Origin of the sequence: Bacteroides oleiciplenus YIT 12058, from assembly GCF_000315485.1 — a bacterium.
Lineage (GTDB): Bacteria > Bacteroidota > Bacteroidia > Bacteroidales > Bacteroidaceae > Bacteroides > Bacteroides oleiciplenus.
This window is the reverse complement of record NZ_JH992945.1, coordinates 173090-197493: the sequence shown is the minus strand read 5'-3', so window position 1 is coordinate 197493 and position 24404 is coordinate 173090. Positions and strand designations below refer to the sequence as shown.

The window sequence follows — 24404 nt, the reverse complement described above, 5'->3', positions numbered from 1 at the left end:
TAAGGTAAATGCATGAACTTTCAGAATACTGCATATAATACCTGTTTTTTTTCAGAATTAATTATAAATTGTTGAATATTAAAGTTATATCGGAATGAAAAAAGTAATTTGCAGCCAGAAGGCACCGGGAGCTATTGGCCCTTACAGCCAGGCAATTGAAGCGAATGGAATGATATTTGTATCCGGTCAGTTACCTATTGATGCAGCCACCGGAAAGATGGCAGAAGGTGCTGAAGCACAAGCGCGCCAGTCATTGGAAAACATCAAACACATCCTTGGAGAAGCAGGGCTGACGATGGCGAATATCGTCAAGACCACAGTTTTCCTAGAGGATATGTCGTTGTTTGCAGATATGAATAAGGTATACGCTACCTATTTTGACGGTGATTTCCCTGCTCGTTCGGCTGTTGCTGTGAAAGCTTTGCCAAAAGATGCTTTAGTGGAAATTGAGTGCATTGCGGTTCGCTAACAGATCAGCAACAATAAAGCTACTGCCTCCCACGAAGATAAAGTCTTCCGGGAGGCTTTTTTCTTGTGCAACACGCACAGCGGAGGGAACATCCGGATAGCAATCTCCTTGCAATCCTGCTTCAAGAGCAAGTTGGGCAAGCTCTTCCTCGGGCAATGCGCGTTTTACATTGGCTTTTGTGAAATAATATTTGGCATCTTTGGGTAATAATGCCAACACTCCACGTATGTCTTTGTCATTCACCATACCTATAATCATGTGCAGTTTCCTGTAAGACTGCTCCTTTAGTTGCTCTGTGATATAAGTAATCCCACCTACATTATGCCCTGTATCGCATATTAGGGTAGGGGTATCTTGTAGTTTCTGCCAACGCCCCATCAATCCGGTCAGCTCGCAGACATGTGCAAATCCACTACGGACGGCTTGCTCATTCAGCTTGTATCCAATTTTCTGCAATTGTGGAATAGCTGTAAGCAAAGTTCGGGTATTTTTAACTTGATATAATCCCTTTAATTCACATTCCAGTCCGGGATAATTATTCTTTTCGTTTTCTTCTGCAAAGAAAATAGGAGCTCCGACTTCAAGGGCTTTCTTTGTGAATACAGACTTCGTTTCGGGGGTTGTTTCTCCGATTACTACAGGAGTTTTGCTTTTAATGATGCCGGCTTTTTCTCCTGCTATCTTTTCCAGTGTATCTCCCAGGAACTGGGTGTGGTCAAAACTGATATTGGTGATGATGCATAAATCCGGTTGTATGATGTTGGTGCAGTCCAGTCTTCCGCCAAGGCCTACCTCAATAACGGCTACATCCACATGTTCGTCAGAGAAATAGCGGAATGCCATGGCTGTGGTCAACTCAAAGAAAGAAAGATGCAATGGTTCGAAGAATTCCCGTTCTTCTTCTACAAACTTCACCACATAGTCTTCAGGAATCGTTTGTCCGTTTACCCGGATACGTTCGCGGAAGTCCACAAGATGCGGAGATGTGTATAACCCCACCTTGTATCCTGCTTCCTGCAAAATTGCAGCAAGGGTGTGTGAACATGATCCCTTTCCATTTGTCCCTCCTACATGGATGCTGTGGAAGTTCCGGTGCGGATGTCCGAAATGTTCGTCTAAAGTTAGTGTGTTCTCCAATCCTTCCTTGTATGCTGAACCTCCCACCTGTTGGAACATAGGGACACTGTTATATAAGTATAATAAAGTGTTCTGATAATCCATATTTTTAAATATTTAACGAGAAAGGAAACCATCCTTTCTTTTTAATTCCTATCTTAGAAGCTGCAAAGATAATGCAAACCGAGAGCAGAATAAAATGAACTTGTTCATTTTTTATGCCGAGGTTCAGCTTGTCTTCGTTTTGGAGACAAATATATCAACAATTTAAATCTAATTGAGTATGGGAGCAAAGAAAAATTTTGTGATTGATACCAATGTAATCCTTCACGATTACAACTGCCTTAAAAATTTTCAGGAGAACGACATTTACCTTCCCATCGTGGTCCTTGAAGAATTGGATAAATTCAAGAAAGGGAATGAACAGATAAACTTCAATGCCCGTGAATTTCTCCGCGAACTCGATTTAATTACCGATGATAATCTTTTTACCAAAGGTGCTTCTTTAGGTGAAGGACTGGGACGTTTGTTTGTGATAGCCGGAACCGTGAATGCTCCGGATGTGCATGATTCTTTCCCGGAACGTATCCCGGATCATCTGATTCTGTGTGTAGTTGACTGGCTGACGCGGGAAAAGAAAAACATGAAAACCATTTTGGTGACGAAAGATGTAAACCTGCGCATGAAAGCACGCTCCATAGGACTGCTTTGCGAAGACTACATCAACGACAAAGTGATTAATGCCGACATCTTTGAGAAATCAAATGAGACATTCGAAGGTATTGATCCTTCTTTGATAGACAGGATTTATTCTTCCAGAGAAGGGCTGGATATCAATGAGTTTGATTTCAAAGATATTATCCATCCGAATGAATGCTTTGTCCTGAAGAGTGACCGGAATAGTGTTTTGGCGCGTAATAACCCCTTTACACATACTATTTGTCGGGTGAATAAAACGAAGAATTATGGAATTGAGCCAAGGAATGCCGAGCAGAGTTTTGCTTTTGAGGTTCTGAACGATCCTAATATAAAGTTGGTTGCCCTGACGGGTAAGGCCGGTACCGGAAAGACGCTGTTGGCTTTGGCAGCCGCTCTTAGTCAGATGAATGATTATAAGCAGATTTTGCTGGCACGTCCTATTGTTGCTTTATCTAATAAGGATATTGGTTTTCTGCCGGGTGATGCGAAAGAAAAAGTGGCTCCTTATATGCAACCTTTGTTTGATAATCTGAATGTCATAAAACATCAGTTTGCTTCCAATTCCACAGAAGTGAAGCGTCTGGACGATATGCAGAAAAGTGACCAGCTTGTAATTGAGGCATTGGCTTTTATCCGCGGGCGTAGTTTGAGTGAGACTTATTGCATCATTGACGAAGCGCAAAATTTGACTCCGCATGAGATAAAAACCATTATTACCCGCGCCGGTGAAGGAACTAAAATGGTGTTTACCGGTGATATCCAACAAATTGACCAACCCTATCTGGATAGTCAGTCCAATGGCTTGGTTTACATGATTGATCGTATGAAAGATCAGAATCTTTTTGCTCATGTAAATTTGTTAAAAGGAGAACGAAGCCAACTAAGTGAATTGGCTAGTAATTTGATGTAACAGAGCTTTGTAGACATTGATATGGTGGCAAAGTTGTACCCGCAACTTTGCCACTATTTAATTTTATCACACAATTTCATTCTTTTCTTGTCCAAATTGATAAAAAATAATGTATCTTTGCCTCGCCTAAAACAAAACTGTCGAACGAAATGAAACATAAATTTTTTCATCGTTACCTTTCAGCAAAGGTATTGCCGATTTGGACTATTCTGTTGATTGATGTGCTGATAATCGTCGTATCCAGCCTGTTGGCTTATGCGCTTCGATATGATTTCAGGAGTATTTTCCTGGAATCCTCTACCATTGACAAAACGATTGTATGGACAGTCATTGTCAACTTAGTGTTTTTTCGAGTTTTCCGCACATACTCCAATGTGCTGCGTTTTTCTTCGTTTATAGATATCATGCGTATCTTTGTATCATTGACAGTGTCCTATGCATTGCTGATGATTTCAAGTGTACTTCTGGCTGGTTATATGGATGTCCGTTTAGCGCCTGTAAGTGTGCTGTTCATGGCGTATATTATCAGCTTTGCCATGATGTCTTGTTCGCGAATTGTAGTGAAGATGTTTTATGAACTTCTGAATTTTGATGGAAGTCATAGTGCCAATGTATTTATTTATGGTGCTAAAGAAGCCGGAGTAAATATTGCTAAAGCATTGCGTGTGAACTTGCGTAACCATTACCGTCTGCGTGGATTTATTGCTGATGAGCCGGAGTTGATTAATAAGGTGATGATGGGAGTGAGAGTATTCCCTAATGACGAGTCGTTGATTGATGTACTGAGCGACCGGGATGTACATGCCATCATTATTTCTCCTGCTAAGATGGAGGAATTGAAAAAATCGGATATGGCTGACCGTCTTTTGGCACATAACATCAAAATGATGACAGCGCCTCCTTTAAGTGAATGGAGTGGACAGACCTTGAATCGTACTCAACTGAAAGAAATTCAGATTGAAGACTTATTGCAACGTAATCCGATTGAAATAGACATTCATAAGGTAGCTTCCCATCTGGAAGGGAAACGAGTGATGATTACCGGTGCTGCCGGTTCTATCGGTAGTGAGATTATGCGTCAGGTAGCTTCTTTCAATCCCTATAAGCTAATTCTGATTGATCAGGCAGAAACGCCATTGCATGATATTCGCCTGGAATTGCAAGACCGCTGGCGCGATATTGATGCGGAAACAATCATTGCGGATATTTCCAATGCTACACGCATGGAGGATATTTTCAGGGAGTACAAACCACAGTATATTTTCCATGCCGCCGCTTATAAGCATGTGCCGATGATGGAGGATAATGTTTCCGAATCTATTCAGATAAATGTGTTTGGAACCCGTACATTAGCAGATTTAGCCGTGAAATATAATGCTGAAAAGTTTGTTATGATTTCTACGGATAAAGCTGTAAACCCGACGAACGTAATGGGATGTTCCAAGCGTATCTGTGAAATCTATGTACAGTCTTTAGCTAAGAAGCTACAGCAAAAAGGTGGACATGTGACGCAGTTCATTACTACGCGTTTTGGTAATGTGTTAGGTTCTAATGGTTCGGTAATACCTCGTTTCCGCGATCAGATACAACGTGGTGGTCCGGTGACCGTAACGCATCCTGAAATCATCCGTTATTTCATGACTATTCCCGAAGCTTGCCGTCTGGTGCTCGAAGCCGGTAGTATGGGTAATGGAGGTGAGATTTATATCTTTGATATGGGTAAGCCTGTGAAGATTGTAGACTTGGCTAAACGTATGATAAGCCTTTCAGGACGCACGGATGTAAAGATTGAGTTTACCGGTTTGCGTCATGGCGAGAAGCTGTATGAAGAATTGCTCAATGTGAAGGAGTTGACAAAGCCTACTTACCATGAGAAGATCATGATTGCTACGGTTCGTGAGTACGATTATGATGAGGTGAAAGAACGTATCCAAAAGTTGATAGATGTAAGTTACACTTACGATCAAATGAAGATTGTATCGGCAATGAAAGATATTGTTCCTGAATTTATCAGTAAGAACTCATGCTTCGAAGCATTGGATAAGAAGGCGGATTAAAGCAAGAAGTTGCTGTAAAAGAGATTAATCGTAATGCCCCGTAACAATATATGTTAGATATGCTAACAATATATGTTACGGGGCATTACATATAATGATATGTTGTGTAGTTCCTGCTTATTTCCTGCTGGAGAAATACTTCATAAACTGTGTGCGTTCGAAGGTGTTTACACCATTCAAATCGCTTACATTCAGCATTCCCTTGAATTGAGAGATGGTTTTCATACCTTTACGGTCCATCCATAAATTCAGGAAGCGGGTGTATTCTCCTACAAGGGCATAACTGTTCTGATAGAATGCGCTACAGATTTCTACAGCCGAGGCTCCTGCCAGTATTGTCTTTATGACGCTTTCGGGAGAATGGATACCCCCCGATGCTGCATAATCCAACTTGTTCACAGCTGCGGAAGCAATACCTATCCAGCGCAACGTTTTTACCAAATCAGCTCCTGAACTGAATACATTTCCTGATATTTGCTTCAGTTTTTCGATATCAATGTCCGGCTGATAGAAACGGTTGAACAATACAGCTGCAGCAGCTCCATTGGCATATAACTGGTCTATCAAAGCTATCGGATTAGTCAGGTTGTCTCCCAACTTCATGATGATAGGGATATTTACTGTCTTTTTGATATGGCTGAGAATATCGATGTGGCGTTGTTCAAATGAACCGTAATTGTACTGTACATCGGTTTGGAGAGCCAAGATATTGATTTCTATTGCATCAGCTCCTGCAGCTTCCATTTGTTTGGCAAAATCCACCCATTCGGCATCCTGATAGCAATTGATGCTGGCAATAACAGGAATGGGGCATACCTTTTTAGTTTCTTTTATTAGCTCCAAGTATTCTGACAGTTTATGTTGGCGGATGTATTCTACCAGATAATCACTGCCTTCGGGGTACATATTCGGATCTCCCAACCAGTCGGCCTCCAACATGATTTGTTCTTCAAAAAGAGATTTGAGAACAATGGCACCGACACCGGCTTCATAGAATTTCTGATTTTTCTCAGCACTGTCAGTTAAGCCAGAACTGCTGACGATAATCGGGTTTCTTAATTCTAACCCGGCAAAAGTAGTTTTTAATGTTGCCATGGTAATAATGTTTATTGAATGATCATTAATAAATTCTGTCTCCAAAAATCTTGCTTCCTACGCGTATCAGGGTACTCCCGGCATCAATCGCTTGGTGATAGTCGTGGGACATTCCCATTGACAATTCCCAGAAAGCCGGCGTATCGGCAAACCATGAGTCCTTCACTTCTTTGAAGAAGCTACTTAATGAACAAAATTCTTTCTCTATTTGTTCATCGTTGCCCGTATTTGTTGCCATACCCATCAGACCACATAATTGTATGTTACTGAGACTTTTCCACTCTCCGGCTGCCAACATCTCCCGGCATTCGTCAAAGCTGAAACCGAATTTGGTTTCTTCTTCTGCAATGTGAAGTTGCAACAAGCAGTTTACTATCTTTCCGGCTTTGCCAGCTTGTTTATTAACCTCAACCAAAAGCTTGTATGAGTCAATTCCGTGGATAAGAGACACATAGGGGACAATGAACTTTATTTTATTGGTTTGCAGATGCCCGATAAAGTGCCATTCGATGTCTTTAGGAAGACTTTCATATTTGGCAGTCATTTCCTGCACCTTGCTTTCTCCGAACACTCGTTGTCCGGCGCGATAGGCTTCTTCTATCGCTTCGTTGGGGTGGAATTTGGAAACTGCTACCAATCGTACCCCCGCAGGCAACTCGTTAAGCACCTGTTGAAGATTCTCTGCAATGTTCATAATTGGATAAATTGAAAATTGAGAATTGAAAATTAAAAAATGGAAATAGATAGGTGTAGCAGAGTATCTGTTTTCTCTCTGTCTCTCAATTTTTAATTTTCAATTCTCAATTTATTAAACTTCAGGTTTGTCATTGGGTTCGGCGCTATACGGATATACATCCATAATAGCTGTTTCACCGACTGATGCGATTTGATAATCAGCCATCGTGCCTTTCATCCCCTCGTCCAGTTTCTTAACGGCATCGCGCAGGTCAGCAGCCTGTACCAGTACCTGAGTGGATGTTTTCTTTTCAGCTCCGCTCTTCTCGTCCAGAGTGATGAAAGCCAGTTTGCACCTGAACCAACGGTCGGCAGCCTCTTCTTCGCTGGGGAATAATTCGCTATAGTTGGCACGTTTGATGTCCGATACTGTAAATTCTCCGGAGATGAACGGAGTCATTTCTTCTATGATACGCGCTTCCGCTTCCGTAAAGCTGAGTGCATCTACCAGATAAGGTTCGGTTACTTTCTTATTCATTCCATTCTCCATTACTTTCTCGTAACGGATTTTGCACTCAAACCATGTATGCATTGCCATAATTTCTTTGTTTTTTTAATTATGAATTTATATTCTTGTTATAAAACTGACCACAAAGATAATGCAAACGGTGGGTAGAATGAAATGAATCTATTCATTTTTTTATGGGAAGAGCGGAATTGAAACCTTATAGAGACACGGTCGTTTCCTCTCATGGTAACTCTGTTTATGCCAAATGGTAACTCCATTTACACGCCGGGGTAAAAGCCGTTACATACCGAGGTAAAGAGCGTTACAATACGGGGTAAAGGTCGTAACATACCGAGGTAAATGCTTTTACATTGTGATGTAAATGGTTGGTAAATGCAATGCTTTCATAATTAGATAATTAACGTTTGAGCGAACTCCGTATTAGGACTTGTGGAAGTTGAAAAGGAAATTTTGTCTATTATAGAAAAGAAAGACGATTTTTTCTTGTTTCTTTTTATAACCAGCTTCTGGTACGGAAATATGTATTCCTACATAATTTGCTTTGCCATCCTTGAAATAAGTGATGTAAAATAAAAGGGGTGAAGTGAGCGAACTTGCTGTATTTCATTGCTTAATGATGCTGTGATTTTTCGTTGTTATTGCTGTTCTTTGGCGCCGTTAAACCTATTAAAAATCAAATTATGGTAGTAGCTTATTTAAGAGTGAGTACAGAAAAACAGTTTCTGGCAAATCAACGTGAGGAAATTCTGCGCTTTGCAGAGAAGAATGAGTTAATGATTGACAAGTGGTACACTGAGACGGTGAGCGGTAGTGTAAGCAGTAAAGAGAGGAAGCTGTCGGGGTTGTTGAACCGGATGCAAAAAGGTGATACGCTGATTGTGACGGAGATTTCAAGATTGAGCCGTACGATGTTGGAAATCATGACGATTTTAAATTCGTGTATTAAGAAGAATGTTATTTTGTACAGCACTAAAGAAGGGTATGTATTTCAAAACGACATTAACAGTAAGGTTTTGGGATTTGCATTTGGGTTAATGGCAGAAATAGAGCGTAATCTGATTTCTATGCGAACCAAAGAAGCATTGGCAAGACGAAAGAAAGAAGGTGTCAAGTTAGGCCGTAAGAAAGGGACTTGTCCTGCTATGAGAGTGCTTCGTGAAAACAAAAGACGATTGAAAAGAGATTCCCAACGAGGAGTTTCTTGTTCGGAACTGGCTCGTCAGATGGGGGTATCCCGTACCACTATGTCCCGTTTTCTGAACACTAACTAATGAGAAAACGAGTTGACAGGTTCCTGTTTTCAGGTACTTTAGTCAACTCGTTTCTCTGGGTTGCAGAATATTGATTCTTCCACACCGCTACTTCTTTTTATTCACTTCTTTCTTTCGTCTCTTTTCCCCGTCTGTGCAAGTTCTTCAATTCAAATGACAACATGATGCGGAAGAATCCGATAATAAGGAACGCGAACGAAATCATGTATACAACATAGATGGCGCCTATTGCCGGTTGCCACAGGATGATGAGCGAACAAATCACAGCCAGTATGCCCAGAGCGATATACCATCCCCAGTCTCTTGTGCCATATCTTTTCAAATCCATGGCATAACCGATAGAAGAGAAGCCACGGAACATCAGCCAGAATGCGATGATGAAAGGAATGACTTCCATACTTAGCAATGGGTAGGCTATCAAATAGAAACCGAATATCATATCAATGATACCTCCCGCCAGATACCAACCCCAACTGGATACATTCTTGCGGTTGCTCACGGCAAAGGAAATCTCCAGCAAACCACTGAACAACATGGATATGCTGAACAGGACACTTAAAACAGCATAACCGCTGAGTGGTGCAAACATCAGACTTACAGCAACTACCACGTATAGTATACCGAGCAAGAGAGACATCCACCAGTTTTTTACTTCGCATTGAAGTTCGTCAAATAAAGTTTTCATGCAATTATAATTTTTATTGGTTTTTGTTTAGGAGACTAACAATTTATAATAGGAAAAGTTTTGGAGCGAACTTTTCTAACAGTTTGTTTGTTGTATAAACATATAAAACAAGAAAACTATGGCTACAACAAAATTTAAAGGACAGCCGGTCAAGATTATCGGTGAGTTTATAAAAGCAGGGACAATTGCTCCTGATTTTGAGTTAGTAAAGACTGACCTTTCTTCTTTCTTTTTGAAAGACTTGAAAGGAAAGAATGTGATATTGAATATCTTCCCGAGTCTGGACACCAGCGTGTGTGCAACGTCCGTGCGCAAGTTCAATAAATTGGCAGCAAGCCTGCCTGACACTGTGGTATTGGCGATTTCCAAAGACTTGCCTTTTGCCCATGCGCGTTTTTGCACAACGGAGGGAATTGACAATGTAATCCCTTTGTCTGATTTCCGCTTCTCGGATTTCGATGAAAGTTATGGTGTGCGTATGGCAGATGGACCATTGGGCGGTTTACTGGCGCGTGCCGTGGTTGTTATCGGCAAAGACGGGAAAGTGATGTATACTGAGTTGGTTCCCGAAATCACTCAGGAACCGGATTATGATAAAGCAATAGAAGCCGTGAAGAAATAGTAATCTCAGATTTTTAGATAAGCAATAAAAAATGATGGTGTACAAAGGTCGTGAGACTATTGTACACCGTTTGCTTTTTATATAGGTAGTTAGCCTGTTTGGAATTCAATGTTTTTTATTGATTTATGGTGAGTAACTGACTTTTTTTGTTTTACTTTGTACTGTGAAAATCAAGTATTAATAGGTTAAACAGATAAAGAAAAAGATGGAACGAGGTTTAAAAGACTACGCCCTACTCATGCTAAAAGGTGTGGGAATGGGAGCAGCCGATGTAGTTCCCGGAGTGTCGGGGGGAACAATTGCTTTTATTGTGGGAATTTATGATGAACTGATAGATTCAATAAAAAGCATTAACGGAAACAGTTTGAAGTTGTTTTTTACAGGAAAATGGGTAGCATTCTGGAAAGCTATTAACGGTAATTTTTTAATTTCCCTTCTGTTAGGAATTGGTATCAGTGTATTTTCGCTGGCTAAGGTTATCACATGGCTGCTCACGGATCATCCTGTCATGGTTTGGGCATTCTTCTTCGGATTAGTGCTGGCTTCTACATGGTTTGTGGGAAAAGATATAAAGGAGTGGAATAAGAAAACGATTCCGGCCTTTATCATAGGAGTAGCGGTGGCCTATTACATTACAGTGGCGACTCCTGCTGAAACTCCCTCCAATTTATTTTTTATTTTTCTTTGTGGTGCGATTGCTATTTGTGCTATGATTCTTCCGGGTATATCGGGTAGCTTTATCTTGGTGCTGCTGGGCAAGTATTTTTTTATCATGGAAGCTGTCAAGACACTTAATATAACTGTTTTATTGGTGTTTTTTGTAGGTGCTTTTATTGGAATAACTTCTTTCTCGCGTATCCTTTCATATGCATTGAAGAATTTCCGCAATATTACATTGGCGGTATTGACAGGCTTCATGCTGGGTTCATTAAACAAAGTGTGGCCTTGGAAGGAAACGATTGAGACTTTTACAGATAGTCATGGAGTAGTGAAGCCACTGGTTGAAGCTAACATTCTGCCTAATCAGCATATTATTGAAGCTGTAGTGTTGATGATAGTAGGTTTCTTCCTGGTATATTTTCTGGAAAAGCTTTCTACGCGCAGTGCAAAATAAAGATATTCTAAAGATATAAAAAAGTAAAGGGTAAAGAAACGATTTCTTTACCCTTTACTTTTTTCATTGCAATGCTTTTATGATATCTTGCATATAAGTTGCCAGTTCTTCCCGGTCTTCGCTTTCCATAAGTGCCTGCATCCTTTTCAACTCTTTCAAATCGAACGGATGAACACATTTCTGATTGTACTTTATGAAGTTTTCTTTATCATGCAGAGTCATGTAGAGCAGGGTTAACTTTTCATTGATACCGTCAAATTCAGGTTCCAGCTCGCAGACACGTTCAAAGGCCACTTTGGCATAATCCAGATAACCGATTTCCATACTGTGCATACCTATCTCATTCCAGGTATCAGCGTAAGGAGCATACTTCAATGCTTTCGCCCATTGCCTTATTCCCTTATCGTAATTTCCTTCTTCAACGTAGATTCGTCCTTCGATCAAGTAAGACTCCGGATCCTTAGGTTCCAGTTTTTGAGCTTTCTTGCAATATTGATGCGCTTTACGTTTCTTTCCCATTTTGGAAAGACAAAGTCCTGCATTAGCGTATAAATTTGGCAGGGCAGGTGAAGGAGTTTCTTCCGCCTCATTCTCCTGAATTGCTTTTTCCAGGTTTTCGTAACCTTCTTTCCATTCACCTTTGGATACTTTGCACAAGCCGATGAAACTGTAGATAAATTCGGTGTTGAGTCCATGTAATTGTTGAGCTTTCTGGTAATGCTCCAATGCTGCATCTTCATTACCCAATTGATAGAAGCAATGTCCTTTCATTACATAGGCATCTGTAAATTCGTCATCACTTACCAGTGCATAGTCACAGGCATCAATGGCTTGGTCGAACTTTTGTTCTTCAAAGTAGCATCTTGCCAAGCCGAACCAGTAAGGAGCCGAATATGGATTTTGGTCTATCAGTTGATTATACAAAGGAGCAGCTTCTTCTGTCATACCTTTGCCATAATAGCAGTCGGCCACTACGGCAATATAGGCTTCTTCCTCAGCATACTCTTTCTTCACCGGCTCCAGCCATTCCAAAGCTTTGTCCGGATAACCCATATCAAGGAACATATAAGATACATCGATCACGTTCGCCAAATCTTCTTTATCCTCAATCGTGTCGAGTAATTGCTCGGCATCGTCCAACTTCCCTTCGCTCAACAGCAAATGGGCACGCACCACCTTAGCTTCCGGCGAATAAGTATCGGGAAGATTCTCGATGATTTCGCGGGCCTTAGCTCTTTTTCCGCTATCCAGGTGCAAGTAAGCATATTCAATTATCAATGCAGTGCTGTCGGGATGCAGCTTTAATCCATATTCTGCTATCTCAAAAGCCTTGTCATAATTCTTTTTTGTACCATACCAGTCGGCAAGGTCGGCCAAGTCGTCTGCGTCCTGATAAAACGGTTTATTCTCAGACATTGCCACTTCATATTGCTCGGCAAGTTCATGCAATTCTTTATCTCTGCCGGACAGCAGGTTCTTATTACTCATTTAATAGTCTACTCCTTATAATCCTTACTTTATTTATTAATCTTGCCCCAGGTATCTTTCAGTCCTACAGTGCGGTTGAATACCATCTTCTCCGGTGTGGAATCCGGGTCTACATTGAAGTAACCGATGCGCTGGAACTGCAAGTAAGTAAGCGGTTTCATGCCGGCGGCATACTTCTCGATGTAGCAATGAGGCAATATATTCAGCGAGTCCGGATTGATGATGTCTTTCATTGCTTCCAGAGCATCACAATTCTTGGCTTCGCGAATGGCAGCAAGTTCGTCGCGCGGATTCTCCACTTTCCACAGGCGGTCGTAAAGGCGTACCTCAGCTTCGAGGCAATGGTCACAACTTACCCAGTGAAGCGTACCTTTCACCTTGCGGTTAGCTTCGGGCATGCCACTCTTGGTGTTTGCGTCATATTCGCAATACACTTCCACCACTTCTCCGGCTTCGTTCTTTTTGCATCCGATGCATTTCACAATGTAAGCGTTCTTCAGGCGCACCTCTTGTCCCGGAGTCATGCGGAAATATTTCTTCGGCGCATCTTCCATGAAGTCTTCACGCTCCATCCACAGCTCGCGGCTGAACTCGATGAAGTGGCTGCCTTCTTCCGGCTTCTCCGGGTTGTTTATGGCTTCCAGTTCTTCCACCTGTCCCTCGGGATAGTTGGTAATCACCAGCTTCACCGGATTTATTACGGCTGATATGCGGGTGGCACGCGTATTGAGGTCTTCGCGTAAGGCGCTTTCCAGCAAGGCGAACTCATTGAGCGCATCGTACGTTGTATATCCGATTTTATCAATAAACTTATGAATGGACTCAGGAGAGTATCCGCGGCGGCGGAAACCACAAATGGTCGGCATACGGGGATCATCCCATCCGTTCACCAGCTTCTCTTTTACCAAAATCAGCAAGTTACGCTTGCTCATCAGCGTATAGCTGAGGTTCAGCTTGTTGAACTCGTACTGATGAGGGCGGTTATCATCCAAATCCTGACCTTCTTTCACCCAGTCTACAAAAAGGTCGTAGAGTGGACGGTGAGGAACGAACTCCAGCGTACAGAGAGAGTGCGTCACACCTTCAAAGTAATCACTCTGTCCGTGGGCGAAGTCATACATCGGGTAGGCTTTCCACGTTGTACCTGTACGGTGATGCGGATGGTTCACTACACGATAGATGATGGGGTCGCGGAAGTGCATGTTCGGGTTCGCCATGTCAATCTTGGCACGGAGCACCATAGCACCTTCTGCGATCTCGCCTGTATTCATTTTCTTGAACAGGTCGAGGCTTTCTGCTATCGGGCGGTTGCGGTAGGGGCTTTCTACACCCGGCTGGGTAGGAGTACCTTTCTGCTGCGCTATTTGTTCGGAGGTCTGCTCGTCGATATATGCTTTACCTTCTTCGATGAGGCGGATGGCGAAATCCCATAATTGCTGGAAGTAATCGGATGCGTAGTATTCATTCCCCCACTGGTAACCTAGCCATTGGATATCTTCTTTGATAGCCTCTACGTATTCCACATCTTCTTTGGTCGGATTGGTATCGTCGAACCGCAGATTACAGATGCCATTATGGTCGGCCGCAATGCCAAAATCAAGGCAAATAGCCTTGGCATGTCCGATGTGGAGGTATCCGTTGGGCTCCGGCGGGAAACGTGTTTGCACTTTGCCACCGTTCTTACCCTCTTTCAAATCTTTCTCAACAATTTGTTCTATGAAGTTGAGGCTCTTTTTTTCACCTACTTCTTCGCTTTTAATATCTGCCATAGTGGTATGTATATATTCTAAAAATCAAGCTACAAAAGTAAGACTTTTTTTTCGTTTATCCTTATTTCACCGGAATATATCCACTCTTTTTAATGATTTCCTGACCGGCGGGTGAAAGTATGAAATTGACGAGGGGAGCTACTTGTTCGGAGTTTTCCTTATTATAATAATAGTATAACGGGCGCACAATAGGATAACTCTTGTCGGTGGCACTCTCCATTGTGGGAGGTGCATAGTGCTTCCCGTCATAAGAAACGGAGATTGATTTAACGCGAGGGGATAAATAAGCCAGGCCTACGTACCCTATTGCTCCGCGCGTCTGGCTGACGGATTGGATGATGGCACCCGTGGCAGGCATAGAAAGACTACTGCTCATGTAATTCTTGTTCTTGAGTACGCTTTCTTTAAAGAATTCATAAGTACCCGAAGACGTTTCGCGGGAATATACCACGATTTTGCGGTCATCTCCGCCTACTTGCTTCCAGTTAGTAATTTTTCCCCGGAAGATATCTTCCAGTTGCTGGCGCGTCAGTTGTTTGACGGGATTGGAAGGGTGCACCACAACGGCAAGGGCATCGTGAGCTACGATTACTTCTTCCACTTCCTTGCCTGCGGACTTCACTTTCATCTTCTCACTAAATTTGATGGGGCGTGATGCCATGGCGATGTCCGTTGTACCGTCCAATAGGGCTGAAATACCTACACCGGTGCCTCCGCCCGTCACGGTGACGCGGGCTTCGGGGGTGAGTGCCATGAATCTTTCGGCAGTCTGTTGCGCTATGGGCAATACGGTGTCACTGCCTTTGATGCGTTGCGCCTGTGCGTCGGTTGCGGCCAACGCCAGAAGTAGGATGATGCTTATTGTTTTCATTATAATCAAAAAAGTTTTTTATTATATTCAAAATAGATTTTTATTATAATCAAAAAAATGACTAATACTATAACCAAACAGATGCTCTCCTTGTTTATCATTTGCAAAGAAAGCGATTGTATATTACAATTTTATTGCAGGGGTGGCATTTCCGGGTGTTGTAACACATTTGTAATATGTTTGAAACATTTCTTTCAAACGTTAGTCACACTCTCTTAACACGCTCCCCGTTTCTTTGCATACAGAATTTCAATAGGCATTTATGAAGAAGCTTTTTGAGAAAATAGTAGAAGGCGTGTTGGCTTGTAGCGGGTTTGTAACAAGCATCACCATTGTGCTCATTATCCTGTTTCTCTTTTCCGAGGCGTTGGGACTGTTCAACAGCCGGGTGATTGAAGAAGGATATGTGTTGGCACTGAATAAAGATAATAAGGTGAGTGAGCTGACACCGGCTCAGATAAAGAATGTTTTCGACGAAGAGATAACGAACTGGAATGAGGTCGGAGGGCAGGATATGCCTATCCGGCTTTTCCGTTTGGAAGACATCACCGAGTATTATACGGAGGAAGAACTGGGGGCTGCCTACGAACATGCCGGAGCGAAGATAACGGAGCTGGTGGAGCGTACGCCGGGCATCATTGCCTTTGTGCCGCAACAGTTCATTGTCCGGCAAGACTCCGTGCACTTGCTGCGCGACAATACCATCTCGGTGAAGGATGTCTTTGCCGGAGCGGAATGGTTCCCGACGGCTACGCCTGCTGCGCAGTTCGGTTTTCTTCCGTTGATAACGGGTACATTGTGGGTGAGTCTGTTTGCCATTCTGATAGCTCTTCCGTTTGGTCTTTCAGTGGCTATATACATGTCCGAAGTGGCAAATCCGAAGATACGCAATCTATTGAAACCGATCATTGAATTGCTGAGCGGTATCCCGTCAGTGGTTTATGGATTCTTCGGATTGATAGTGATTGTACCGCTCATACAGAAAATGTTTAATTTGCCTGTTGGTGAAAGTGGGCTGGCAGGGAGCATCGTACTGGCTATAATGGCATTGCCCACCATCATCACCGTGACAGAAGATGCCATGCGCAACTGTCCCCGTGCCATGCGTGAAGCCAGCCTGGCATTGGGAGCATCACAGTGGCAGACTATATATAAGGTGGTGATACCGTATTCCGTATCGGGCATCACTTCCGGTGTAGTGCTGGGCATCGGGCGTGCCATCGGCGAAACGATGGCGGTGCTGATGGTGACAGGTAATGCGGCAGTTATACCGCATACCATTCTGGAACCTTTGCGCACCATTCCCGCCACGATTGCAGCCGAATTGGGAGAAGCACCTGCCGGAGGAGCGCATTATGAAGCCTTGTTCCTGCTGGGAGTAGTGTTGTTCTTTATTAGTTTGCTGATAAACTTCACGGTAGAAGCGGTGTCAGCCCAGAAAAGATAGTGATTCGTAGAGAAAGGGAAAGTTAGTATGATAGACAGGAAACATCTTTCGCAACGCATTGCATTCGGAACTTTCCGTTTGCTGAGCCTGACGGTGGTGGGGATACTCTTCGCCATTCTTGGTTTTATTATATATAAAGGTATAGGAGTTATCAGTTGGGAATTCCTGACTATGGCTCCAACAGATGGCATGACGGCAGGTGGTATTCTGCCTGCCATAGTCGGTACGTTCTATCTGATGGTAGGTAGTGCCCTGTTTGCCTTTCCGGTGGGAGTGATGAGTGGTATTTATATGAACGAATATGCCCCGAAAGGTTGGATTGTCCGCCTCATCCGTATGATGACGAACAACCTGAGTGGTATACCTTCCATTGTTTTCGGCCTTTTCGGTATGGCGTTGTTCGTCAACTATATGGGTTTTGGCGATAGCATCCTTGCCGGTTCGCTTACATTAGGATTACTTTGTGTCCCTTTGGTCATTCGCACCACGGAAGAGGCACTGAAAGCTATTCCCGACACTTTGCGTGAGGGGAGCCGGGCTTTGGGAGCCACCAAGCTGCAAACCATCTGGCACGTAGTCCTGCCTATGGCGATGCCTAATGTGATAACCGGGCTGATTCTTGCTTTGGGTCGCGTTTCGGGTGAGACTGCACCGATTTTGTTTACTTGTGCCGCATACTTCCTTCCGCAGTTGCCCACAAGCATACTCGACCAGTGCATGGCGTTGCCCTATCATCTATATGTGATTTCCACCAGTGGCACGGATATGGAATCCCAGCTTCCGTTGGCTTATGGCACCGCTTTGGTTTTAATAGTAATCATCCTTTTGGTGAATCTTGTGGCAAATGCTCTGCGGAAATATTTCGAGAAAAAAGTAAAGATGAACTAACAGGAATAACAGTAAACGAAATGATAGGTAAAATAGAAGCAAACAATGTCAATTTCTGGTATGGAGACTTCCATGCTCTGAAGGGTATCAGCATGTCGATAGAAGAACGTTCGGTAGTGGCTTTTATCGGTCCTTCGGGATGTGGTAAGTCTACTTTCCTGCGATTATTCAATCGTATGAATGATCTTATCCCTAATACTCGCCTGACCGGTGAAATCCATATCGACGGAAAAGACATCTACGGAAAGGAGATTCAGGTAGATGAGCTTCGCAAGAAAGTGGGTATGGTGTTTCAGCGTCCTAATCCTTTTCCGAAAAGTATCTTCGAGAATGTGGCTTATGGTCTTCGGGTGAATGGTGTGACAGATAATAGCTTTATCCGCCAGCGTGTAGAAGAATCCCTGAGGGGTGCCGCCCTGTGGGATGAGGTAAAGGACAAACTCAAAGTCTCTGCTTACGCCCTTTCCGGCGGACAACAGCAACGGCTTTGCATTGCCCGCGCCATGGCTGTGTCTCCTTCCGTATTGCTGATGGATGAACCGGCTTCTGCGCTCGACCCTATTTCTACCGCCAAAGTGGAAGAGCTTATTCACGAACTGAAGGAACAGTATACAATAGTCATAGTCACGCACAATATGCAGCAGGCTGCGCGCGTTAGTGATAAGACGGCATTCTTCTATCTGGGACAAATGGTAGAGTTTGACGATACAAAGAAGATATTCACGAACCCCGATAAAGTGGAGACACAGAACTATATCACGGGACGCTTCGGATAATGAAGCATTTTTGAAATATAATACAAGTAACTTAAAATAGAAATTTATGGTAAAGTTTATCGAATCGGAACTCGTCTTGCTGAAAAAAGAGATAGACGAAATGTGGACCTTGGTATATAATCAGCTCGACAGGGCAGGAGAGTCCGTCCTTACTTTCGACCGCGAGTTGGCACAACGGGTGCTGGTGCGTGAGCGTCGTGTAAATGCCCTTGAACTGAAAATAGACAGTGATGTGGAAGACATCATTGCTCTGTACAACCCCGTAGCCATCGACCTGCGTTTTGTGCTCGCCATGCTGAAGATTAATACCAATCTGGAACGTCTCGGTGATTTTGCCGAAGGCATAGCCCGTTTTGTGTTGAACTGCAAAGAGCCTGTTCTCGACCCGGAACTTCTGAAACAATTACGCTTGGAAGAAATGCAGGCGCAGATGCTTTCCATGTTGGAACTTGCCAAGAAAGCCCTTCAGGATGAGAGCCAGGATTTAGCCACCTCGGTCTTTGCTAAGGACAACTTGTTGGATGAGATTAATGCCGAGGCCACCACTATCCTGGCAGACTATATCAGCAAACATCCTGACAGCACCCTTCCTTGTCTGAACCTTGTGAGTGTCTTCCGCAAGTTGGAGCGTTCGGGCGACCACATCACCAATATTGCCGAAGAAATAGTCTTCTTTATCGACGCCAAAGTGTTAAAACATAGTGGAAAAGTCGATGAACAGTACCCTTTCAACAATAAATAAGCTCTTTTTAAGGTAAAATTTAGTGTTTGTTAGAAAAATGCTATATATTTGTCCATTGAAAACGATTGCGGATGTAGGAAGGCTACATAAATGATAATAAAACCAAAGAAATTTCAAAAAGATGTTATAAGACATGTTTTTTAATTTGGTAAGTATCCTGAAAAGCCGCTATATTTGCACCGTTATCCTGAAAACAATCTTTTTACCTTAAAAAAAACTAATACCTATTGAAAACTGAAAAATGGGGCTTTGTGAAAAGCTCCATTTTTTTTGCATTTATGTCCCATCTATTTTGTATCTTTGGAGAAGATAAGCTGTATCTCGGCAGAACTTTTTTCATGCTTGCATGAAAATTCTGCGCTCAATTTGCATTATCTTTGTATTCTCCAAATAAGGAATTGTAAATCATTAAATCGTAAATAGAATTATGTTTTCCGGAATAGTAGAAGAATGTGCCACACTTGTGGCATTGGTGAAAGAACAAGAGAACGTACACTTCACGTTCAAGTGCTCATTTGTAAATGAATTGAAGATAGACCAGAGTGTGTCTCATAATGGTGTATGCCTCACGGTAGTCAGCATGACGGATGATTCCTATACGGTTACGGCCATGAAGGAAACGTTGGAGCGTTCCAACCTCGGACTTCTGAAAGTGGGAGACAAGGTGAATGTGGAGCGCAGCATGATGATGAACGGCCGCCTCGACGGACATATCGTACAGGGGCATGTGGACCAGACCGCTACCTGTATCAGTGTGGAAGATGCTGAAGGAAGCTATTACTTCACCTTCCAGTATGCTTTCGACAAAGAAATGGCAAAGCGTGGATACATCACTGTAGATAAAGGTTCTGTAACAGTAAACGGTGTAAGCCTGACTGTGTGTAACCCGACAGACGATACTTTCCAGGTAGCTATCATACCTTACACTTTTGAGTACACTAACTTCCACGATATTAAAGTGGGCAGTGTTGTGAATCTTGAGTTTGATATTATCGGCAAATATATCAGCCGGATGTTACAGTTTAAATAACAACTTACCACAGCTTGCATGGGTAATTCCCTTTTTTAAATCAGTGTTTGCCCGTGTAATCTGTGGTGAATCAAAATTATAATCAAATGGATTTTCTGCAATTAGTCGCCTCCCGCCAGAGTGACCGTGCTTATGATATGACGCGTCCCGTTGAGCCGGAGAAATTGGAACGGATATTGGAAGCCGCGCGCTTGGCTCCTTCTGCCTGTAATGCGCAACCGTGGAAGTTTGTTGTAATCAACGATCCGGAACTTTCTGTCAAAGTAGGTAAGGCCACTGCGGGACTGGGCATGAATAAATTTGCCAAGGATGCTCCTGTTCATATTCTGGTTGTGGAGGAGTCGATGAACATCACTTCATTTCTGGGTGCAAAGATTAAGGACAAATATTTTCCGTTAGTAGATATCGGCATCGCCACCGCCCATATCACCTTGGCCGCCGAAAGCGAAGGTCTCGGCTCTTGCATCCTCGGCTGGTTTGATGAAAAGGAAATAAAGAAATTGACCGGCATCCCAGCTTCCAAGCGTCTACTATTGGTTATCACCATCGGCTACTCAGTGAAGGAGAAAAGGAAAAAAGCCAGGAAGCCGAAAGAGAAGGTGGTTTCCTATAACAAATACTGAATAAATTGAAAATTGAGAATTAAAAATTGAAAAATAGCTGCGCAATCATGCTGCATAGTATTTTTCTATTTTCTATTTTTAATTCTCAATTTTCAATTTATCAAAGGTCTTTCAGCAACACATGGCTTGCACTTCTGTAGTACTCTTCCCGTGCTTTCGTCAGCACATTCCATTGTTCGCTGAACTCTTTATCCTTATCTATCTTGAAATCTTCCGAACCATGCGTATCCAGTCTGTCCAATAAAAGAGCGACATTCATTTTGTTGATATCCATGGAAGGCTGAAAGCCTATCTCATTATTGTCTTCATCCGCTACTTCGTGTAGCAGATTGATTTCTTGTAGTTCATATAGGGTTTGGTGCGTCAGCCGGATAGGTATCTGACACTCTTCGGATATCTCTTCGGCAGTGTATGGTTTGGCATCTTCTTCAAATCTCTTGGCAATGAGGGACATGATGAGGATGGAAACAAAGTCCCGGAACCTTCGGCTAATATTTTCGGTGTCCTTGTCGAAACTGAAATTCCGTATGTTTTGCCCTGCATACGTCAATTCTGCACCGAACAGGCAGATAGTCCATGATATTTGCAACCACAACAAGAATAAGGGGAGTGCTGCGAAACTACCGTAAATGGCATTATAGCGCGATACCCACAACTGACCACTAATGTAGAGGAACTGAAATGCCTGATGTGCCGTTCCTGCAAGCACACCCGATATGAGTGCATGCTTGAACTTCACTTTTGTATTCGGCATATAGATATACAGCCCTGTGAACATGAACCATGTCAGTGCAAAGGGGATGAGGCGAATCAGGAATTTCAGGATAGGAGCCAGCAACACAAAATCCTCTATGTATTTTAATGTTGTAGTCATAAAGACTGAAAGACCGGCAGAAATCACAATAAGGATAGGCATCAGCAGGAACATGGAGAAGTAATCCGTGATTTTACGGTACATGCTTCGCGCTTTTTTTATTTGCCAGATGCGGTTGAAAGTAATTTCAATGTTGCTAATCAGATTAATGACCGTCCACAACAGCATGATTAACCCTACTCCGATAAATATGCCGCTTTTAGTTTGCGAGAGGTAGGAATCCACAAATTGCAGGATGATTTCTGTGGTCTCATTATGGCCGCCAAATCCCATTCGTACCTGGTTCTCCATAAGGTTAGAGAAGCCGAACCCGCGTGCTATGGCAAACAGAATGGCAAGGATGGGCACAATGGCAAGCAATGTGCTATAGGTCAGTGCGGACGCTTTGTTCGCCAGTCTGTCCTTGGTGAAGCGGTTGATGCACAGGTAGATGGTTTTGATTATGTTGTAGAGGGAGAAAGTCGTCTTGGTGACTTCATCCTCCGTAATACGCCAAATGTCGTATGTCAGAAACTTCCAAAGAGCAGTAATACGTTTATTCATACCAAATTGAGAATTGAGAATTGAAAATTGAAAAATAGCTATAAGGATAACAGCACTTTTATTTCTTGGTTCTCAATTTTCAATTTTTAATTTAAAAAAGCAGTCAGTCTGTAAGCCGGGTTCTGTATCTTCTTAAATCGAGTATTGAAGATTAACAAACATCCTGCGGATATTTTTTAATTCTCAATTTTTAATTCTCAATTTATGAAGTGTCTGTCATTTATCTGAGCCGTATGTCACCATACAAGCTTTAGCGGTCTACCCTCCGACATGGAGCGAGCAGCTCTCATAGCGTCGGTTTACATGACCTTACAACTCCCAAGACGCACAGCTCTTGTGTCGCCACAAGACTGGTAGGCTCTTACCCCACCTTCTCACCCTTACCGACATCCGGAAGACATCGGCGGTTGTTTTCTTCTACGTTACTCTACCCTCGCGGACAGCTTTCTGTTAGGAAGTGGGATGCTCTGTGTTGCCCGGACTTTCCTCGTGCGCCGAAGCGCAAGCGACAGACCGACCAACTGCTTTTGTCCTGCAAAGATAGTGTAAACTGAGGGGACAATGAAATGATTCATTCATTTTTTGTGCGAGTTATGATTCTTTTTACCACACTCGCTCCGTATCTGCTCCGTACCAAGTCCGTATCAACTCCGTATTTGCTCCATATCAACTCCGTACCATCTCCGTATCATCTCCGTATCCTATGGCACGGACTTGATACGGACTTGGTACGGAGCAGATACGGAGCAAATACGGAGCAGACAGGCTTCATTCTAAAACTAATCCTTAATATTCTTGAAAAAATATATTCAAAATAGAAATTATTTCTAACTTTGCTACACTTAATAACCCCAAAATCATTTTAGCTAATGAAGAAACTTATTCCTATCGTGTCTCTGTTCCTCTTTACTTCTATTTGTACGATGGCTTCGGAAGTTGGAGACAGGACTATTCCTGCCGATGTAATGCAATTATCCGACAGTTTGAAACGTCAGTATGCACCCGACAAACGGGTGGCACTCTTTGATGTCGATTATTCCTTTTCCGGTAAAAATGTGATGTTGCGCGGTGTGACAACTTCGTCTGCGGCAAAGGCTGCATTGATGGATGGATTGTCGAAAGCAAATTATAAAGTAATGGATTGCCTGCAAGTGTTGCCGGATGAGGCTGCTTTGGAGGGAAAAACCTACGGTATCATAAACGTATCGGTATCCAACCTTCGGGTAGACCCGGATTTCTCGTCAGAAATGATGACGCAGGGATTGATGGGGATGCCTGTCCGTGTGTTGCAGCGTGACGGTTGGTATCGCATCCAGACGCCGGATAATTACATCGCATGGGTACATCGCGTAGGCATTCATCCGGTGACGAAAGAAGAACTTCATGCCTGGAATACCGCAGAAAAAATTGTGGTGACTTCTCATTACGGCTTTGTTTATTCCGAACCGAATCAGGCTTCACAGACCATTTCTGATGTTGCCGCAGGTAATCGTCTGAAATGGGAGGGGACGAAAGGTGCTTTCTATAAAGTGGCTTATCCCGACGGACGAATCGGATATATCTCTAAATCCATCTCCATGCCGGAGAAGAAGTGGCGTGCAGCTTTGAAGCAGGATGCTGCCAGCATCATCCACACGGCGCATACATTGATGGGCATTCCATATCTTTGGGCAGGCACTTCCTCCAAAGGGGTGGATTGTAGCGGTTTCATGCGCACCATTCTCTTCATGCATGACATTATTATCCCTCGCGATGCTTCGCAGCAAGCATATGTAGGCGAGCACATTGATATTGCTCCTGATTTCAGTAATCTGCAACCCGGCGATCTGATATTCTTTGGTCGCAAAGCTACGGCAGACCGCAAGGAGCGGGTGGTGCATGTGGGAATGTATATCGGCAACAAACGCTTCATTCACTCACAAGGTGATGTGCACGTCAGTAGTTTTGATGCTACCGACGAGCTTTTCGATGAATACAACCTCGGACGCTTGCTGTTTGCTACACGCGTGCTACCTTATATTAATAAGGAGGCACCTCTTAATACTACGGCCACCAATCCTTATTATAAGTGGTAATCAGGTAGGCTGCCAATCATCATCAATCAATACTTA

At 43.1% G+C, this 24404-nt stretch carries 22 protein-coding genes and 1 other RNA gene; 13 read left to right on the top strand and 10 right to left on the bottom strand.

Translation table 11 applies throughout. The features are described 5' to 3' along the window. Window positions 1-94: 94 nt before the first annotated feature. A complete protein-coding gene (locus HMPREF9447_RS23410; RefSeq protein WP_009132222.1) occupies window positions 95-469 on the top strand; it encodes a RidA family protein in 375 nt (124 codons plus the stop codon). Here the strand turns inward: HMPREF9447_RS23410 and HMPREF9447_RS23405 are convergent. Beyond that, entirely contained in the window at window positions 437-1690 is a 1254-nt protein-coding gene (locus HMPREF9447_RS23405) for a bifunctional folylpolyglutamate synthase/dihydrofolate synthase (protein ID WP_009132221.1), read from the bottom strand. The genes HMPREF9447_RS23410 and HMPREF9447_RS23405 overlap by 33 nt on opposite strands. A gap of 178 nt (window positions 1691-1868) precedes the next feature. Between HMPREF9447_RS23405 and HMPREF9447_RS23400 the strand changes: the two genes are divergently transcribed. Beyond that, entirely contained in the window at window positions 1869-3194 is a 1326-nt protein-coding gene (locus tag HMPREF9447_RS23400; RefSeq protein WP_009132220.1) for a PhoH family protein, read from the top strand. A gap of 149 nt (window positions 3195-3343) precedes the next feature. Beyond that, on the top strand, window positions 3344-5251 hold the full coding sequence (locus HMPREF9447_RS23395; protein ID WP_009132219.1) for a polysaccharide biosynthesis protein: 1908 nt from the start codon (window positions 3344-3346) through the stop codon (window positions 5249-5251). Window positions 5252-5368: 117 nt separating this feature from the next. Here the strand turns inward: HMPREF9447_RS23395 and HMPREF9447_RS23390 are convergent, their stop codons facing one another. The 3 genes from HMPREF9447_RS23390 to HMPREF9447_RS23380 all read right to left on the bottom strand — a co-directional run bounded on the left by HMPREF9447_RS23390 (window position 5369) and on the right by HMPREF9447_RS23380 (window position 7619). Continuing rightward, window positions 5369-6346 carry a dihydroorotate dehydrogenase-like protein gene (locus HMPREF9447_RS23390; protein ID WP_009132218.1) on the bottom strand — a complete coding sequence of 326 codons (978 nt, stop codon included), beginning with the start codon at window positions 6344-6346 and terminating at the stop codon, window positions 5369-5371. 25 nt (window positions 6347-6371) lie between these two features. Further along, complete coding sequence (locus tag HMPREF9447_RS23385) at window positions 6372-7040, bottom strand: YggS family pyridoxal phosphate-dependent enzyme (RefSeq protein WP_009132217.1); 669 nt, start codon at window positions 7038-7040, stop codon at window positions 6372-6374. A gap of 114 nt (window positions 7041-7154) precedes the next feature. Beyond that, complete coding sequence (locus tag HMPREF9447_RS23380; protein WP_009132216.1) at window positions 7155-7619, bottom strand: DUF4494 domain-containing protein; 465 nt, start codon at window positions 7617-7619, stop codon at window positions 7155-7157. A 611-nt stretch (window positions 7620-8230) separates the two neighbouring features. On the opposite strand from HMPREF9447_RS23380, the gene HMPREF9447_RS23375 reads away from it, so the two are divergent. After that, on the top strand, window positions 8231-8821 hold the full coding sequence (locus tag HMPREF9447_RS23375; RefSeq protein WP_009132215.1) for a master DNA invertase Mpi family serine-type recombinase: 591 nt from the start codon (window positions 8231-8233) through the stop codon (window positions 8819-8821). Between the two features lie 97 nt (window positions 8822-8918). Here the strand turns inward: HMPREF9447_RS23375 and HMPREF9447_RS23370 are convergent, their stop codons facing one another. Beyond that, window positions 8919-9506, bottom strand: a complete 588-nt coding sequence (locus tag HMPREF9447_RS23370) for an HdeD family acid-resistance protein (RefSeq protein ID WP_009132214.1) — start codon at window positions 9504-9506, stop codon at window positions 8919-8921. Between the two features lie 118 nt (window positions 9507-9624). Between HMPREF9447_RS23370 and tpx the strand changes: the two genes are divergently transcribed. Both tpx and HMPREF9447_RS23360 read left to right on the top strand, forming a co-directional pair. Further along, window positions 9625-10128, top strand: a complete 504-nt coding sequence (tpx, locus tag HMPREF9447_RS23365; protein WP_009132213.1) for a thiol peroxidase — start codon at window positions 9625-9627, stop codon at window positions 10126-10128. Window positions 10129-10333: 205 nt separating this feature from the next. Next, window positions 10334-11242, top strand: a complete 909-nt coding sequence (locus HMPREF9447_RS23360; protein WP_009132212.1) for a DUF368 domain-containing protein — start codon at window positions 10334-10336, stop codon at window positions 11240-11242. Window positions 11243-11305: 63 nt separating this feature from the next. Here the strand turns inward: HMPREF9447_RS23360 and HMPREF9447_RS23355 are convergent, their stop codons facing one another. From HMPREF9447_RS23355 to HMPREF9447_RS23345, 3 genes are all read right to left on the bottom strand, one after another. Beyond that, the gene (locus HMPREF9447_RS23355; protein WP_009132211.1) at window positions 11306-12730 is read right to left on the bottom strand and encodes a tetratricopeptide repeat protein; all 1425 of its coding nucleotides are present in this window, start codon (window positions 12728-12730) and stop codon (window positions 11306-11308) included. Window positions 12731-12759: 29 nt separating this feature from the next. Beyond that, window positions 12760-14499, bottom strand: a complete 1740-nt coding sequence (locus HMPREF9447_RS23350; RefSeq protein WP_009132210.1) for a glutamine--tRNA ligase/YqeY domain fusion protein — start codon at window positions 14497-14499, stop codon at window positions 12760-12762. A 61-nt stretch (window positions 14500-14560) separates the two neighbouring features. Next, window positions 14561-15370, bottom strand: a complete 810-nt coding sequence (locus tag HMPREF9447_RS23345; protein WP_009132209.1) for a PstS family phosphate ABC transporter substrate-binding protein — start codon at window positions 15368-15370, stop codon at window positions 14561-14563. Window positions 15371-15632: 262 nt separating this feature from the next. Between HMPREF9447_RS23345 and pstC the strand changes: the two genes are divergently transcribed. The 6 genes from pstC (at window position 15633) to HMPREF9447_RS23315 (ending at window position 20876) form a co-directional block, all read left to right on the top strand. After that, a complete protein-coding gene (pstC, locus tag HMPREF9447_RS23340) occupies window positions 15633-16817 on the top strand; it encodes a phosphate ABC transporter permease subunit PstC (RefSeq protein ID WP_009132208.1) in 1185 nt (394 codons plus the stop codon). A gap of 27 nt (window positions 16818-16844) precedes the next feature. Continuing rightward, window positions 16845-17705 (top strand): phosphate ABC transporter permease PstA, encoded by an 861-nt coding sequence (gene pstA / locus HMPREF9447_RS23335; RefSeq protein ID WP_009132207.1) that lies wholly within the window; start codon window positions 16845-16847, stop codon window positions 17703-17705. 20 nt (window positions 17706-17725) lie between these two features. Further along, the gene (gene pstB / locus HMPREF9447_RS23330; protein ID WP_009132206.1) at window positions 17726-18481 is read left to right on the top strand and encodes a phosphate ABC transporter ATP-binding protein PstB; all 756 of its coding nucleotides are present in this window, start codon (window positions 17726-17728) and stop codon (window positions 18479-18481) included. 46 nt (window positions 18482-18527) lie between these two features. Continuing rightward, window positions 18528-19223, top strand: coding sequence for a phosphate signaling complex protein PhoU (phoU, locus tag HMPREF9447_RS23325; protein WP_009132205.1), 696 nt, complete (start codon window positions 18528-18530; stop codon window positions 19221-19223). Between the two features lie 427 nt (window positions 19224-19650). Continuing rightward, on the top strand, window positions 19651-20253 hold the full coding sequence (locus tag HMPREF9447_RS23320) for a riboflavin synthase (protein ID WP_009132204.1): 603 nt from the start codon (window positions 19651-19653) through the stop codon (window positions 20251-20253). A gap of 86 nt (window positions 20254-20339) precedes the next feature. Beyond that, entirely contained in the window at window positions 20340-20876 is a 537-nt protein-coding gene (locus HMPREF9447_RS23315) for a nitroreductase family protein (RefSeq protein ID WP_009132203.1), read from the top strand. Between the two features lie 100 nt (window positions 20877-20976). On the opposite strand, the gene HMPREF9447_RS23310 is transcribed toward HMPREF9447_RS23315, so the two are convergent. Continuing rightward, on the bottom strand, window positions 20977-22293 hold the full coding sequence (locus tag HMPREF9447_RS23310; RefSeq protein ID WP_009132202.1) for a YihY/virulence factor BrkB family protein: 1317 nt from the start codon (window positions 22291-22293) through the stop codon (window positions 20977-20979). A 95-nt stretch (window positions 22294-22388) separates the two neighbouring features. After that, an RNA gene (gene rnpB / locus HMPREF9447_RS27520) (RNase P RNA component class A) lies at window positions 22389-22818 on the bottom strand. A 344-nt stretch (window positions 22819-23162) separates the two neighbouring features. Between rnpB and HMPREF9447_RS23305 the strand changes: the two genes are divergently transcribed. After that, the gene (locus tag HMPREF9447_RS23305) at window positions 23163-24368 is read left to right on the top strand and encodes a C40 family peptidase (protein ID WP_009132201.1); all 1206 of its coding nucleotides are present in this window, start codon (window positions 23163-23165) and stop codon (window positions 24366-24368) included. Window positions 24369-24404 lie beyond the last annotated feature (36 nt).

Bases quoted from the DNA above. Each gene is read 5' to 3' on its own strand.
- HMPREF9447_RS23355 (WP_009132211.1), bottom strand. From the start codon at position 12,730: ATGAGTAATAAGAACCTGCTGTCCGGCAGAGATAAAGAATTGCATGAA.
- HMPREF9447_RS23395 (WP_009132219.1), top strand. From the start codon at position 3,344: ATGAAACATAAATTTTTTCATCGTTACCTTTCAGCAAAGGTATTGCCG.
- HMPREF9447_RS23410 (WP_009132222.1), top strand. From the start codon at position 95: ATGAAAAAAGTAATTTGCAGCCAGAAGGCACCGGGAGCTATTGGCCCT.
- HMPREF9447_RS23315 (WP_009132203.1), top strand. From the start codon at position 20,340: ATGGATTTTCTGCAATTAGTCGCCTCCCGCCAGAGTGACCGTGCTTAT.
- HMPREF9447_RS23375 (WP_009132215.1), top strand. From the start codon at position 8,231: ATGGTAGTAGCTTATTTAAGAGTGAGTACAGAAAAACAGTTTCTGGCA.
- tpx (WP_009132213.1), top strand. From the start codon at position 9,625: ATGGCTACAACAAAATTTAAAGGACAGCCGGTCAAGATTATCGGTGAG.
- HMPREF9447_RS23380 (WP_009132216.1), bottom strand. From the start codon at position 7,619: ATGGCAATGCATACATGGTTTGAGTGCAAAATCCGTTACGAGAAAGTA.
- HMPREF9447_RS23345 (WP_009132209.1), bottom strand. From the start codon at position 15,370: ATGAAAACAATAAGCATCATCCTACTTCTGGCGTTGGCCGCAACCGAC.
- HMPREF9447_RS23310 (WP_009132202.1), bottom strand. From the start codon at position 22,293: ATGAATAAACGTATTACTGCTCTTTGGAAGTTTCTGACATACGACATT.
- pstB (WP_009132206.1), top strand. From the start codon at position 17,726: ATGATAGGTAAAATAGAAGCAAACAATGTCAATTTCTGGTATGGAGAC.
- HMPREF9447_RS23320 (WP_009132204.1), top strand. From the start codon at position 19,651: ATGTTTTCCGGAATAGTAGAAGAATGTGCCACACTTGTGGCATTGGTG.
- HMPREF9447_RS23305 (WP_009132201.1), top strand. From the start codon at position 23,163: ATGAAGAAACTTATTCCTATCGTGTCTCTGTTCCTCTTTACTTCTATT.
- pstC (WP_009132208.1), top strand. From the start codon at position 15,633: ATGAAGAAGCTTTTTGAGAAAATAGTAGAAGGCGTGTTGGCTTGTAGC.
- pstA (WP_009132207.1), top strand. From the start codon at position 16,845: ATGATAGACAGGAAACATCTTTCGCAACGCATTGCATTCGGAACTTTC.
- HMPREF9447_RS23350 (WP_009132210.1), bottom strand. From the start codon at position 14,499: ATGGCAGATATTAAAAGCGAAGAAGTAGGTGAAAAAAAGAGCCTCAAC.
- HMPREF9447_RS23390 (WP_009132218.1), bottom strand. From the start codon at position 6,346: ATGGCAACATTAAAAACTACTTTTGCCGGGTTAGAATTAAGAAACCCG.
- HMPREF9447_RS23370 (WP_009132214.1), bottom strand. From the start codon at position 9,506: ATGAAAACTTTATTTGACGAACTTCAATGCGAAGTAAAAAACTGGTGG.
- HMPREF9447_RS23405 (WP_009132221.1), bottom strand. From the start codon at position 1,690: ATGGATTATCAGAACACTTTATTATACTTATATAACAGTGTCCCTATG.
- HMPREF9447_RS23360 (WP_009132212.1), top strand. From the start codon at position 10,334: ATGGAACGAGGTTTAAAAGACTACGCCCTACTCATGCTAAAAGGTGTG.
- phoU (WP_009132205.1), top strand. From the start codon at position 18,528: ATGGTAAAGTTTATCGAATCGGAACTCGTCTTGCTGAAAAAAGAGATA.
- HMPREF9447_RS23400 (WP_009132220.1), top strand. From the start codon at position 1,869: ATGGGAGCAAAGAAAAATTTTGTGATTGATACCAATGTAATCCTTCAC.
- HMPREF9447_RS23385 (WP_009132217.1), bottom strand. From the start codon at position 7,040: ATGAACATTGCAGAGAATCTTCAACAGGTGCTTAACGAGTTGCCTGCG.